Source organism: Adlercreutzia wanghongyangiae, assembly GCF_035989245.1.
Taxonomy (GTDB): domain Bacteria; phylum Actinomycetota; class Coriobacteriia; order Coriobacteriales; family Eggerthellaceae; genus Adlercreutzia; species Adlercreutzia wanghongyangiae.
Genome location: NZ_JAYMFF010000015.1, coordinates 43419 through 55526 on the forward strand (window position 1 = coordinate 43419; position 12108 = coordinate 55526).

Sequence of the window (12108 nt, forward strand, 5' to 3'; positions counted from 1 at the left end):
CGGGGCCTTGCCTTTGATAGAGAAGCGAGTCGCTACTCGGCAGCCTCGGTGTAGGCGCGGGTCACCGAGGAGTCCACCGGCACGCCAGGGGTCATGGTGCCCGACACGGTCACGGACTTCACGTACTTGCCCTTGGCAGCCGACGGCTTCATGCGCAGAATCTCGTCGTACACAGCACCGTAGTTCTCGGCCAGCTGCTCGGCGGTGAAGGACACCTTGCCGAGGATAACATGGGCGATGCCGTAACGGTCGGCGCGGTACTCCACGCGGCCGCCCTTCAGCTCGCCGATGGCCTTGGCCACGTCGTTGGTCACCGTGCCCAGCTTCGGGTTCGGCATAAGGCCGCGGGGGCCGAGAATCTTGCCCAGACGACCGACCTTGCCCATCTGATCCGGGGTAGCCACGGCAGCGTCGAAGTTGAACTCGCCGGCCTGGATCTGCTCCATGAGGATGTCGGTGCCCACGATGTCTGCGCCGGCCTCCTCGGCGGCACGGGCAGCCTCGCCCTCGGCGAACACGGCCACGCGCACGGTCTTGCCGGAGCCGTTGGGCAGGCTCACGGTGCCACGCAGCTGCTGGTCGGCCTGACGGGTGTCGATGCCGAGGCGGAAGTCGCCGGTCACGGTCTCGTCGAAGTTGGCGGTGGAGATCTCCTTCAGCAGCTCCATGGCCGCCAGCGGGGCCACGGGCTCAGCCGGGATCTGCTTCTCAGCCGCGTCGTACTTCTTGCCATGCTTAGTCATTGAACGTTCCTTTCGTGGTAATGGCGGGCGCTTCTCACCCTTCCACTGTTAACTTACTCGCGATTAATCGACGGCCTTGCCCTGAAGCATCGCGGCCACCTTGCGGCTGGGCACGTACTTCTTCTTCATCTCGCGGCCCTCGATGCGCACGCCCATGGAACGGGCGGTGCCGGCCACGATCTCCATGGCGGCCTCGATGGTGTTCGCGTTCAGGTCGGGCATCTTGATCTCGGCGATCTCGCGCAGCTGATCCTCGGTCAGCGTGCCGGCCACCTGAATCTGCGGGATGGCGGCACCGCTCTTGATGCCGAGCTTCTCCTTGATGAGCACGGCCGCCGGAGGGGTCTTGCACACAAAGGTGAAGGACTTGTCCTCGTAGACGGTGATCTCGACGGGGATGATGGTGCCGGACTGGTCCTGCGTCTGGGCGTTGAACGCCTGGCAGAACTGCATGATGTTGACGCCCTGGGCGCCAAGGGCCGGACCGACCGGAGGAGCCGGGTTCGCGGCACCGGCGGGGATTTGCAGCTTTACAAATCCAGTGACTTTCTTGTCAGCCATCTGTGACTACCTTTCAGATGTATCGACTACTACTTCTCTATCACTAAAAACTCGAGGTTCGCGAGAAGCCCCGGTCCACGCGGGCACAGCCCCTCGAGTCAAAGTGCTTGCAAAATTAGATCTTCGCCACCTGGTCGAACGACAGCTCGACGGGGGTTTCGCGGCCGAAGATGGAGACCATGACCTTCACCTTGCCGGCCTCGGGCATAACCTCGGCCACCGTGCCGTCGAACTCGGCGAGGGGGCCGTGGGTCACCTTCACCGACTGGCCGACTTCCAGGTTGGAGGAGGTCTTCTTGGGGGCCTCGCGGCTCGTGCGCTTCATGATCTTGTTGTACTCGTCGCGGGTCAGCGCCTGGGGGTTGCCCTGGCTGCCCACGAAACCGGTCACGCCGGGCGTGTTGCGCACCGCAGCCCAGCTGCGGTCGTCAAGTTCCATGCGCACCAGCACGTAACCGGGGAATACCTTCTTCTCGCTCTCGACGCGACGGCCGCCCTCCTTGATCTCGGTGACCATCTCGGTGGGGATCTCGATGCCGAAGACGTTGTTCTCCAGGCCCATAGCCTCGATGCGCTGCTCGAGGTTCGACTTCACCTTGTTCTCGTAGCCCGAGTAGGTGTGCAGAACGTACCACTTCTTAGCCATCGATTACGCCCCAATCCCAGAGATCAGCACGAGCAGAGGCGTGATGATCGCGTTGTCGAGAATTGCCACGAAGACGCCGAAGAACAGCAGGGCCACCACGACCACACCGCTCCAACGCAGCACGTCGGTACGGGTCGGCCACGTGACGCGCTTCATCTCGGCCTTCACATCGCGGAAGAACTGGAAGCGCTTCTTCTTCGGCTTCTCATCGGCCTTCTTCGCGGGCTTGCCGCTATCGGAGGACTCAGAGGCAGCATCGGCGCTCTTCTTGAACAGGCCCTTTTTCTCGGGTTCGGCCGCAGCAGCCTGAGCTGCCTGCGGGTTGGCCGCCTCAAGTTCGCGCTCGGCTTTGCGCTGCTGGCGAGCAGCGGAAGCCTTTGCCTTCTGTGTCTTTGATTTCTTAGCCATGGAATTCCTTACAAGACATTCTCTGTCTAATCGCCAAAAAAGCAGCCATTGGCTGCTCACGTAAACAAGCTGGCAGGCCAGGAGGGACTCGAACCCCCAACATGCGGTTTTGGAGACCGCCGCTCTACCAATTGGAGCTACTGGCCTATGCCTGTTTCGAACCTAACCTCTTATCGGGTCTCTTTGTGCACCGTGTGCTTGTTGCACCACTTGCAGTACTTCTTGAGCTCGATACGGTCGGGATTGTTCTGCTTGTTCTTCTTGGTCGTGTAGTTACGGCGCTTGCACTCGGTGCAGGCCAGAGTGACCAGAGTACGCATGAATTCTCCTTTTACCTATAAAACGAAAACGCAGGGTTGATCATACACATGAAACGCAGGAAGGAGAGGGGCTGTTCGGTGAAGGAACAGCCCCTTCCGTCAAATCAATCAGTAAGCTGAACTTACTTGAAGATCTTGGTCACACGACCGGAGCCCACGGTACGACCACCCTCGCGGATAGCGAACTTCAGGCCCTCTTCCATGGCGATGGGGTGAATGAGCTCGCCCTTGATCGTCACGTTGTCGCCAGGCATAACCATCTCGGTGCCCTCGGGCAGGTGAGCCACGCCGGTCACGTCGGTGGTGCGGAAGTAGAACTGCGGACGGTAGCCATCGAAGAACGGGGTGTGACGGCCGCCCTCTTCCTTGGTCAGGATGTAGACCTGGCCCTCGAACTCGGTGTGCGGGGTCACGCTACCGGGCTTGCAGAGAACCTGGCCACGCACGATCTCCTCGCGCTTGATGCCGCGCAGCAGGCAGCCGATGTTGTCGCCAGCCTGAGCCTCGTCCAGCAGCTTGCGGAACATCTCGATGCCGGTGCAAACGGTGTTCTGGGTCTCGCGGATACCCACGATCTCCAGCGGGTCGTTCACGTGCAGCACGCCACGCTCCACACGACCGGTGGCAACGGTGCCGCGGCCGGTGATGGTCATGGTGTCCTCGACAGCCATCAGGAACGGCTTGTCGACGTCGCGGTCGGGGGTGGGGATGTAGTCGTCGACGGCAGCCATGAGCTCCCAGACCTTCTCCTGCCACTCCTTGTCGCCCTCCAGGGCCTTCAGAGCAGAACCGCGGATGATCGGGGTGTCGTCGCCCGGGAACTCGTAGGAGTCCAGCAGCTCGCGAACCTCCATCTCGACGAGCTCGATGAGCTCCTCGTCGTCGACCATGTCGCACTTGTTCAGGAAGACCACGATGTAGGGCACGCCCACCTGACGGGCGAGCAGGATGTGCTCGCGGGTCTGGGCCATGGGGCCGTCGGTAGCAGCGATGACCAGGATAGCGCCGTCCATCTGAGCAGCACCGGTGATCATGTTCTTCACGTAGTCGGCGTGACCGGGGCAGTCCACGTGAGCGTAGTGGCGGGTATCGGTCTCGTACTCGATGTGAGCAATGGAGATGGTGATGCCGCGCTCGCGCTCCTCGGGAGCCTTGTCGATCATGTCGAAGGCGGTGAAGTCCGCGTTAGCGGTGCCGTGGGAGCCATCATTCTCAGACAGGGTCTTGGAGATGGCGGCGGTGAGCGTCGTCTTGCCGTGGTCAACGTGACCGATGGTACCGATGTTAACATGCGGCTTGGAACGCTCGAACTTCTCCTTAGCCATGTTTCATCCTCCTTCAAGGGTGATTGCGAAACGAATTTCAACAAAATAAACGCGCCCAAAAAGGACGCGGTAAATCTAATGGTAGCGGTGACTGGATTTGAACCAGTGACGCCACGGGTATGAACCGTGTGCTCTGACCAACTGAGCTACACCGCCAAGTGGAGCCTGCGACCGGACTTGAACCGGTGACCTCTTCGTTACCAACGAAGTGCTCTACCGACTGAGCTACACAGGCGAGAAATGGTGGGCGCGCTAGGATTCGAACCTAGGTAGGCATAACCAACGGGTTTACAGCCCGTCCCCTTTAACCACTCGGGCACACGCCCATTTCGGCGCTGAATTCATGTGTACTTTTCAAGCTGCCACTCGCTGCTCACGAATCCCGTGAAAAGCGAGCGAACGGAATAATACGCTACGGCAACGAACGTGTCAACCGTTTACACGCCCCCGGGCGTGTCTCCATCATTCCTCCCCAAAATTGCGCTTACCTTATATATAGCTGTCGGGCGCCTCATCTAATTCCCTCCGCGCGTGCTATGATAGGGCAAATTCATCGCCCATGCCCGACGGGGCAGAAGGATATACGCTATGACCGAGCAAAACCATCTGTTGAGCCGCCGCACCTTTGTGGGAGGGGCTGCCGTGCTGGGCGCCTCGCTGTGCCTGCCGGCCATCACTCCCCTTTCGGCCCACGCCGTTACCGCCGCCGAGAAGCAGGCGGAGGCCAGCGCGGCCCTGGAGAAGCTGAACGCCCTCAACGAGCAGTTCGACCACGCCACGGAAACCTACAACGCCGCGCTGATGGATCAAGAGGCGGCCCAATCGCGTATGGACGAGGCCCAGACCCGCATCGACGAGGCCTCGGCGCGCATCGGGGTGCTGCAGGACCATCTGGGCACCCGCGCCCGCTCCATGTACCGCTCCGGGTCCACCACCTTCCTCGACCTGCTGCTGGGCGCCACGTCGTTTCAGGCCTTCGCCCAGAACTGGGACCTGCTGAACGACATGAACGAGAACGACGCCTCCATGGTCAGCGAGACGAAGACCTTGCGCGCCGAGGTTGAATCCGAGAAGGCCGTGTACGAGGAGCAGCGCAACGTGGCCGCCGCGAAGGCTCAGGAGGCCGAGGAGAGCGCCGCCAAGGCCGACGCTCTCGTGCAAGAAGCCCAAAACGTGTACGACTCCCTGTCCGCCGAGGCGGCCCAGCTGCTAGCCGAGGAGGAGGCCGCTCGCGAAGCCGCCGCCCTGGAGGCTGCGCGCCGCGCCGAGGAGGAGGCGGCCCGCCAAGCGGCTGCCGAGGAGGCGAACCGGGGCAATTCGAACTCGAATTCCAACTCCAGCTCCAATTCGAACTCCAGCAGCGGCAACGGCGGCAACAACAACGGCAATTCCTCGTCGGGCAACGGCGGCAATTCCAATAGCGGCAATTCCGGGAACTCCGGCGGCTCCAACTCCAGCAGCTCCGGCTCCGGCTCCGGAAGCTCCAGCTCGGGCAGCTCCAACAACTCCAAGCCCCAGTCGGTTTCCGGCGGTACCGTGGTCAGCCGCGCCCAGGCCCAGCTAGGCAAACCCTATGTGCGCGGCGGCGTGGGCCCCGACAGCTACGACTGCTCGGGTCTGGTGGGCTACTGCCTGACCGGCGAGCACAAGCGCTGGTGCACCACGGGCACCATCGAGGGCTGGACGCGCGTGAGCAACCCCCAGCCGGGCGACATCTGCATCCGTCCTGGCCACACCGGCGTCTACATCGGAGGCGGCCAGATGATCCACGCCTCCACGCCCAAAACCGGCGTTATCGTCGGATCGGTGAAGTCGAACATGTGGTACGTGCGCTACTAGAGCCGACCATCTCAAACGCTTGATAGGAAAAAGGGGAATCCCCGACGGGGATTCCCCTTTTCGTTACAGCTGATCGCAGGCTCGCGAGATGTACGCTTACGCTTCCTTCTCGTGGAACAGGCTCACATACTCCACCACGGCATCGTGCAGGCGGTTCAGGCCCTCGGTATCTTCCACCCACTGATGGGTGAAGGGAGCCTCGGGCAGCGTGAACTTGCAGCTCTCCAAGGCCTGGTACACCTCATTGGGCCCCATGGGCGCCCAACCGTAGCTGCCGAAGGGAATGCCCACGCGCCCGGCCGGCGCCAGCCCGCGCATATAGCACAGGAAAGCCGACACCGTGGGCATCATGGTCTTGTTCAACGTGGGCGAGCCCACGGCGATGTAGCGGGCGGAAAGCACCTCGGCCATGATGTCGGAGATATGGTTCACCTTCAAATCCAACAGGCGCGCCGGAATGCCCATCTCCACGAAGGCCTCGGTGATCTCCACCGCCATGGCCTCGGTGGTGTGCCACATGGAGTCGTACACCACGAGCGCGTACTCGTCGGGCGTGCCCGAACTCCACTTCCGGTACATCTCCAGAATCTCAGGCACGTGGCTGCGCCAGATGATGCCGTGAGCCGGAGCGATCATGTCGAACGTGAGCGGGGCCAGGGCCTTCAGAGCCGCTTCCACGTTCTTGCCGTAGGGCATCACGATGTTCGCGTAGTACTTCTGCGCTTGCACCAGCACCTCGGGCAGCCCCACCTCATCGTCGAAGCGCTTCGAGGAAGCGTAATGCTGGCCGAAGGAGTCGTTGGAGAAGAGGATGCGGTCGTACTCGTCGTAGGTGACCATGGAGTCGGGCCAGTGCACCATGGGCGTCTGCACGAAGGAAAGCGTGCGCTTGCCGATGTCCAGGGTGTCGCCCGTCTTCACGCCCGCCAGGTTCAACCCCTCGCCGTAATGGGCGACCAGACCCTGCACGCCCTTCGGCGCTCCGGTGATGATGGTGGCGTTGGGCGCGATGGCGGCCAGGGCGGGCAGGCCGCCGGAATGGTCCATCTCCACATGGTTCGACACGATGTAGTCGATGGCGGCCGGGTCGACAATGGTGCGGATGCGCTCCACCAGCTCGTCCACGAAGGGCCGCTTGCAGGTATCGATGAGGGTGATCTTCTCATCCAGAATCAGGTAGGCGTTGTAGGTGCTGCCGCGCTCGGTCGTGTAGCCGTGAAAATTGCGCTCGTTCCAATCGACGCCGCCCACCCAGAACACATCCGGCTTGATCTCGACTGCTTTCAGCATAATGTCTCCTCGCCTGTACGGATTACGACAACATGGTAGCTCCAACGCAAACGAGGCACCCTCTGCTCGGGATGCCTCGTTGAGAAATCGTTTTGTCCGCGGCGCCGGAGTGTCCGGCAACGCCCGTGCTCAAGCAATGGCTCGCTCGGCGGAACAGGACATTTAGTCCTGTTCCGTTCGCTGCGCAACCTGCGCGCGGGCACCGCCGGACACTCCGACGCCCCTGCTTTAACGCGCTCGTTACACGTCCAACTCCATATAGGTGTCGAAGTCGTCGGTGACCTCCTTCGAAGGCTCCTTGGTCAGTTTCGACACCACGATGATGACGACGAGCGCCAGCACGAAGCCGGGCAGCAGCTCGTACACGGCGAACCAGCCACCCAGAGGCGCGATGAGGTTCTTCCAGATGACCACCGTGGCCGCACCGGTCAGCATGCCGGCAATGGCACCGGGCAGGGTGGTGCGGCGCCAGTACAGCGAGCACAGCATAAGCGGGCCGAACGACGCGCCGAAGCCGGCCCAGGCGTAGGACACGATGTCGAAAATGGACGAGTTCTGGTCCATAGCCAGGAAAATACCCAGCAGCAGCACGGCGGTCAGGGTCAGACGGGCCACGATCATCACCTGGTTGTCGGTGGCATCGCGCTTGATGAGGCCCTTGAAGATGTTGGTGGCCACGGCCGAACCGGAAATGAGCAGGTAGCTGGACGACGAACTCATGGCCGCCGCGAAGATGCCCGACACCACCAGCCCGCAGAAGAAGCTGGGCAGAAGCATGCGCGACAGCACGATGAACACGCTCTCGGCCGCCGACTGGCTGAGGAACTCGGTGGGAATGACCGCGCGTCCGATAAGGCCGATGCACACCGCCGAGGACAGCGACACCACGAGCCAGATCATGGCGATCATGCGCGACTTCTTGATCTCGTCGGAGTGACGGATGGACATGAAGCGGATGAGCACCTGGGGCATGCCGAAATAGCCGAGGCCCCACGCCAAGCCGCTCACGATGGTGATGAGGCCGTAGGTGCCGGCCGGCCCGAACAGAGGCTCGTTGCCCTCCACCAGCTGGTTGCCCGCCTCATCGAGCAACGGCGTGGCGATCTCGGTGCCCGACAGGAAGCCGGGAATGTTCTGCAGGAACGTGACGGTGTTCTCCACGCCGCCAGCCGCCGTAACGGAACCCACGAACACCGTGGCCAGGGCCAGGAACATGAGCGTACCCTGCACCAGGTCGGTGGTGCACACCGACAGATAACCGCCCATGAAGGTGTACAGGAACACGATGATGGCACCGATGACCATCATGACGCCGTAGTCCCAGCCGAACAGCGTAGCGAACAGCTTGCCCACGGTGACGAAGCACGACGCCGTGTAGATGGTGAAGAACAGCAGAATGATGACCGCCGCAATGGTCATGAGGATGTGCTTCGTATCGTGGAAGCGGTTGCTGAAGAAGTCGGGCACCGTGATGGCGTTACCAGCCTTCTCGGAGTACTTGCGCAGGCGCCGCGCCACGAACTTCCAGTTCAGGTACGTGCCGATGGCCAGGCCGATGGCCGTCCACATGGCATCGGACGCGCCGGTGAAGTAGGCCACACCGGGCAGGCCCATCAAAAGCCATCCCGACATGTCCGAGGCCTCGGCCGACAGGGCCGTGAGCCACGGGCCCAGGCCGCGGCCGCCGAGGAAGTACTCCTCGCTCGACGAGTTGGAGCGCTTGGCGTACACGAAGCCGATGACCACTACTACGACGAAGTAGAGCAGCATGGCGAGTACGACTTGCATATCGCTTTCGATCATGTTTCCCCCTTTTCAGGTTCTTCTTGCGACTCCCCGGGGGTCGGAGTTGGCGGAGGGGCATCGCGCTCAAACAGTCCTCGCTCGGCGGAACAGCCCACCGGACTGTTCCGTTCGCTGCGGAACTCCGCGCGAACCCCTCCGCCAACTCCGACTCCGATCAACCATTGATCGTGCTGAAGTCCCACATTGACGGATATTCCTCCGATCTTCGGGATTATACTTTACCGTACTGGAGTAGGCGGCCGCATCTTGTGCGGGCGAACAGTTTAACGGCGAAAGGATGGGACATGCCGCGCTACGCAGATATGTCGAAAGCGGAATTAGAGGCAGAGCTGGCGCAGGTGCGCGCCCGCTACGACGAGATGGTGGCCCGCAGGCTTTCCCTGAACATGGCGCGCGGCAAGCCGTCGGCGGCCCAGTTAGAATTGTCGCTGCCGATGCTGGACATTCTGGATGCCGCCGCCGACCTGACCGCCGAGGACGGCACCGACTGCCGCAACTACGGCGTGCTCGACGGCATTCCCGAAGCGAAGCGCCTCATGGCGACGCTGCTGGACGATGAGCCCGAAAATGTTATCGTGCTGGGCAACGCCAGCCTCACGGCCATGTACGACGCCATGGTGCGCCTCATGTTGTTCGGCACCCAGGGCTCCACGCCATGGGCCCAGCTGCCGGAGGTGAAGTGGCTGTGCCCCGTGCCGGGCTACGACCGGCACTTCACCATCTGCGAGGCCCTGGGCATCCAGATGATTCCCGTACCCATGGACGAGAACGGCCCGATCATGGACGAGGTGGAGCGCCTCGTGGCCAACGACGCCGCCGTGAAGGGCATCTGGTGCGTGCCGAAGTACTCGAACCCTACGGGCGCCACCTACTCCGACGAGGTGGTACGCCGCCTGGCGGCCATGGAATGCGCCGCCCCTGATTTCCGCATTTTCTGGGACAACGCCTACGCCGTGCACCATTTCTCCGACGATCCCGCCGAGCAGGACGCCGTGCTCGACATCGCCGTTGCCTGCCGCGACGCGGGCAACCCCGATCGCTACCTGAAGTTCGGCTCAACTTCGAAGATCACTTTCCCCGGTGCCGGAGTGGCGGCCGCGGCGGCAAGCCCTGCCAACGTGGCCGAGATCAAGCGCCACATGAACGCCCAGGCCATCGGCCACGACAAACTGAACCAGCTGCGCCACGCGCGCTTCCTGAACGAGGGCGCGGGCCTTGCTGAGCACATGGCGCGCCACGGGGCCCTCATGGAGCCGAAGTTCCGCCTGGTGACCGAACGACTTGAAGCCGAGCTGGGCGGTGCCGGCATTGCCACCTGGACGAATCCGCGCGGCGGCTACTTCGTCAGCTTCGAGGGACCGGCCGGTACGGCGCGTCGCATCGTGGATTTGGCCCGCACCGCCGGCGTGGTGATGACCGGCGCCGGTGCCACCTGGCCCTACGGCGACGACCCCGCCGATTCCAACATCCGCATCGCGCCATCGCTGCCTCCCCTGGAAGAGCTGGACGAGGCCATGGACGTATTCACCTGCTGCGTGAAGCTGGCCGCCCTGGAGCAGTTGCTGGGCGCCTAGCCTCCCCCGCTCGCACAGTATGAAGGGCTCCCCGCGGGGAGCCCTTCTTCGTGGAACATCAGATCACTTGCGCGCGCTTAGTAGCGCACGTACCACATGTTCGACTTCACGCTGGAAATCTTCACCACGTCGCCGGTGTGGGGCGCGTGGATCATCTGGCCGTCGCCGATGTAGACGCCGGTGTGTCCGGGGCGGATGCAGATGTCGCCCGGCTGGGGATTGCTCACGCGCGTCCAACCCTCGATGGTGCTGGTGGTGCACCAGTGGTTGCCCATCTTGCCGGTGAGGCAGTAGCCCACCAGACCCGAGCAGTCGAAGCCGTCGGGGCCGGCGGCGCCCCAGATGTAGGGCTTGCCCAGCTGGGCATAGGCACGATCGACCACGGTATTGCCCGTGACGGTCTGCGGCTTGGAGTTGTTAGAGCTGCCGGAGGGCTTCTTCTTGTCGCTGGAGGACGAGGAACCGCCGCCCGAGTTCGAACCCGAGTTGTTGTTGCGAGACTCCTCCCGCTGGCGCTGGCGCTCCTCTTCCTCGGCCTGGCGACGGGCCTCTTCCTCGGCGCGGCGGGCGGCCTCGCGGGCAGCGGCCTCGCGGGCCTCTTCCTCCTGGCGCAGCAGCTCGGCGGCCTCGGCGGACAGCGAGTCGTACACCGCCTGGGTCTCCTCGACCAGCTTCTCGGCCTCCTTCTTGGTGGCCTCGGCCTCTTCGGCCTTCTGCGCGGCCACGTTGCGCTGCTCCTCGTAGACGGCCTTCTCGGATTCCACCTCGGAGCGCAGGCTCTTGGTCTCCTCCACCATATCGGCGTCGTTCTCGTTCATGTCGTTCAGCAGATCCCAGTTGGAAGCGAACGCCTGGAAGGACGTGGCACCCAGCAGCAGATCGAGGAACGACGAGGAACCGGAGCGGTACATGGAACGGGCGCGGGTGCCCAGATGATCCTGCAACTCGCCGATGCGCGCCGAAGCGTCATCAATGCGGCCCTGGGCCTCGTCCATGCGCTTCTGGGCGGCCTCCTGGTCGCCGAGCGCGGTGTAGTAGGCGTCCGACGCCATGTTCTGCTTCTCCTCAAGGGCGTTCAGCTTCTCGAGGGCGGCGTTGGCCTCGGCCTGCTTCTCGGCGGCCGTAACCGCGTGGGCTTCGAAGGGGGTAACGGCGGGCAGGCACAATGATGCGCCCAGAACAGCGGCACCGCCGACAAAGGTCCGTCTGCTGAGATGGCGTGTATGCTCACTCATATAGTGTATCCTCCTGGGTTGAGCATTGGGTGCGTTTCAGTGCAAACTCGTCTTGGCATAATAGCATGCGGGAAGTCGTCTCCACGTTCCTTCCAAACAGGCTTCACAAGCCACCGCGAGGGAAGAATGACCAGGAAAATCAACATAAGCGACCTGAGCGCCCCCTCATCTGCCGCCGCATACAAGATACAGTAAGTCATGCTTCCAGATAACGTTTCGGCTCCACCCGTGGCATCGGACCGCGAGCGGCGCAAAGACCGGCGACAATCGGCCGCCATCGCGCGCGGTACAAGGAGTATTTCGTGAAGCGCCGAGGGCGCGCGGCGGTTTCTGCTATGATTTTGGTCGTTGTGCCATAGCC

At 62.7% G+C, this 12108-nt stretch carries 11 protein-coding genes and 4 tRNA genes; 2 read left to right on the forward strand and 13 right to left on the reverse strand.

The features are described from left to right. Positions 1 to 32 precede the first annotated feature (32 nt). The 10 genes from rplA to VIN30_RS08245 all read right to left on the reverse strand — a co-directional run bounded on the left by rplA (position 33) and on the right by VIN30_RS08245 (position 4329). On the reverse strand, positions 33 to 743 hold the full coding sequence (rplA, locus tag VIN30_RS08200) for a 50S ribosomal protein L1 (protein ID WP_338210740.1): 711 nt from the start codon (positions 741 to 743) through the stop codon (positions 33 to 35). A gap of 63 nt (positions 744 to 806) precedes the next feature. Then, on the reverse strand, positions 807 to 1304 hold the full coding sequence (gene rplK / locus VIN30_RS08205; protein ID WP_326425216.1) for a 50S ribosomal protein L11: 498 nt from the start codon (positions 1302 to 1304) through the stop codon (positions 807 to 809). Between the two features lie 115 nt (positions 1305 to 1419). After that, on the reverse strand, positions 1420 to 1950 hold the full coding sequence (gene nusG, locus VIN30_RS08210; RefSeq protein ID WP_326425214.1) for a transcription termination/antitermination protein NusG: 531 nt from the start codon (positions 1948 to 1950) through the stop codon (positions 1420 to 1422). Positions 1951 to 1953: 3 nt separating this feature from the next. Beyond that, complete coding sequence (gene secE / locus VIN30_RS08215; protein WP_326425212.1) at positions 1954 to 2358, reverse strand: preprotein translocase subunit SecE; 405 nt, start codon at positions 2356 to 2358, stop codon at positions 1954 to 1956. Between the two features lie 70 nt (positions 2359 to 2428). After that, positions 2429 to 2505: transfer RNA gene (locus VIN30_RS08220), tRNA-Trp, on the reverse strand. A gap of 23 nt (positions 2506 to 2528) precedes the next feature. Continuing rightward, complete coding sequence (gene rpmG / locus VIN30_RS08225) at positions 2529 to 2678, reverse strand: 50S ribosomal protein L33 (RefSeq protein WP_326425211.1); 150 nt, start codon at positions 2676 to 2678, stop codon at positions 2529 to 2531. Between the two features lie 122 nt (positions 2679 to 2800). After that, a complete protein-coding gene (tuf, locus tag VIN30_RS08230; RefSeq protein ID WP_326425210.1) occupies positions 2801 to 4003 on the reverse strand; it encodes an elongation factor Tu in 1203 nt (400 codons plus the stop codon). A 79-nt stretch (positions 4004 to 4082) separates the two neighbouring features. Further along, positions 4083 to 4159 (reverse strand) — tRNA-Met (locus VIN30_RS08235). A gap of 3 nt (positions 4160 to 4162) precedes the next feature. After that, positions 4163 to 4238, reverse strand: a tRNA-Thr gene (locus tag VIN30_RS08240). A 6-nt stretch (positions 4239 to 4244) separates the two neighbouring features. Further along, positions 4245 to 4329, reverse strand: a tRNA-Tyr gene (locus VIN30_RS08245). Between the two features lie 262 nt (positions 4330 to 4591). Between VIN30_RS08245 and VIN30_RS08250 the strand changes: the two genes are divergently transcribed. Continuing rightward, positions 4592 to 5842 carry a C40 family peptidase gene (locus VIN30_RS08250; protein ID WP_338210745.1) on the forward strand — a complete coding sequence of 417 codons (1251 nt, stop codon included), beginning with the start codon at positions 4592 to 4594 and terminating at the stop codon, positions 5840 to 5842. 96 nt (positions 5843 to 5938) lie between these two features. Here the strand turns inward: VIN30_RS08250 and VIN30_RS08255 are convergent, their stop codons facing one another. Together VIN30_RS08255 and putP are read right to left on the reverse strand one after the other, a co-directional pair. Then, complete coding sequence (locus VIN30_RS08255) at positions 5939 to 7132, reverse strand: FprA family A-type flavoprotein (RefSeq protein ID WP_338210746.1); 1194 nt, start codon at positions 7130 to 7132, stop codon at positions 5939 to 5941. 240 nt (positions 7133 to 7372) lie between these two features. Then, a complete protein-coding gene (gene putP, locus VIN30_RS08260) occupies positions 7373 to 8935 on the reverse strand; it encodes a sodium/proline symporter PutP (protein ID WP_338210748.1) in 1563 nt (520 codons plus the stop codon). Positions 8936 to 9222: 287 nt separating this feature from the next. Here putP and VIN30_RS08265 point away from each other — a divergent pair, with 287 nt between their 5' ends. Further along, a complete protein-coding gene (locus VIN30_RS08265) occupies positions 9223 to 10512 on the forward strand; it encodes an aspartate aminotransferase type Ic (protein ID WP_338210750.1) in 1290 nt (429 codons plus the stop codon). Between the two features lie 77 nt (positions 10513 to 10589). On the opposite strand, the gene VIN30_RS08270 is transcribed toward VIN30_RS08265, so the two are convergent. Continuing rightward, positions 10590 to 11747 (reverse strand): coiled-coil domain-containing protein, encoded by a 1158-nt coding sequence (locus tag VIN30_RS08270; RefSeq protein WP_326425202.1) that lies wholly within the window; start codon positions 11745 to 11747, stop codon positions 10590 to 10592. Positions 11748 to 12108: the final 361 nt, after the last annotated feature.

What these genes read in the sequence shown, in the direction of transcription:
- rplA (WP_338210740.1), bottom strand. Translation starts at nt 743, where the DNA reads ATGACTAAGCATGGCAAGAAGTACGACGCGGCTGAGAAGCAGATCCCG.
- rplK (WP_326425216.1), bottom strand. Translation starts at nt 1,304, where the DNA reads ATGGCTGACAAGAAAGTCACTGGATTTGTAAAGCTGCAAATCCCCGCC.
- nusG (WP_326425214.1), bottom strand. Translation starts at nt 1,950, where the DNA reads ATGGCTAAGAAGTGGTACGTTCTGCACACCTACTCGGGCTACGAGAAC.
- secE (WP_326425212.1), bottom strand. Translation starts at nt 2,358, where the DNA reads ATGGCTAAGAAATCAAAGACACAGAAGGCAAAGGCTTCCGCTGCTCGC.
- rpmG (WP_326425211.1), bottom strand. Translation starts at nt 2,678, where the DNA reads ATGCGTACTCTGGTCACTCTGGCCTGCACCGAGTGCAAGCGCCGTAAC.
- tuf (WP_326425210.1), bottom strand. Translation starts at nt 4,003, where the DNA reads ATGGCTAAGGAGAAGTTCGAGCGTTCCAAGCCGCATGTTAACATCGGT.
- VIN30_RS08250 (WP_338210745.1), top strand. Translation starts at nt 4,592, where the DNA reads ATGACCGAGCAAAACCATCTGTTGAGCCGCCGCACCTTTGTGGGAGGG.
- VIN30_RS08255 (WP_338210746.1), bottom strand. Translation starts at nt 7,132, where the DNA reads ATGCTGAAAGCAGTCGAGATCAAGCCGGATGTGTTCTGGGTGGGCGGC.
- putP (WP_338210748.1), bottom strand. Translation starts at nt 8,935, where the DNA reads ATGATCGAAAGCGATATGCAAGTCGTACTCGCCATGCTGCTCTACTTC.
- VIN30_RS08265 (WP_338210750.1), top strand. Translation starts at nt 9,223, where the DNA reads ATGCCGCGCTACGCAGATATGTCGAAAGCGGAATTAGAGGCAGAGCTG.
- VIN30_RS08270 (WP_326425202.1), bottom strand. Translation starts at nt 11,747, where the DNA reads ATGAGTGAGCATACACGCCATCTCAGCAGACGGACCTTTGTCGGCGGT.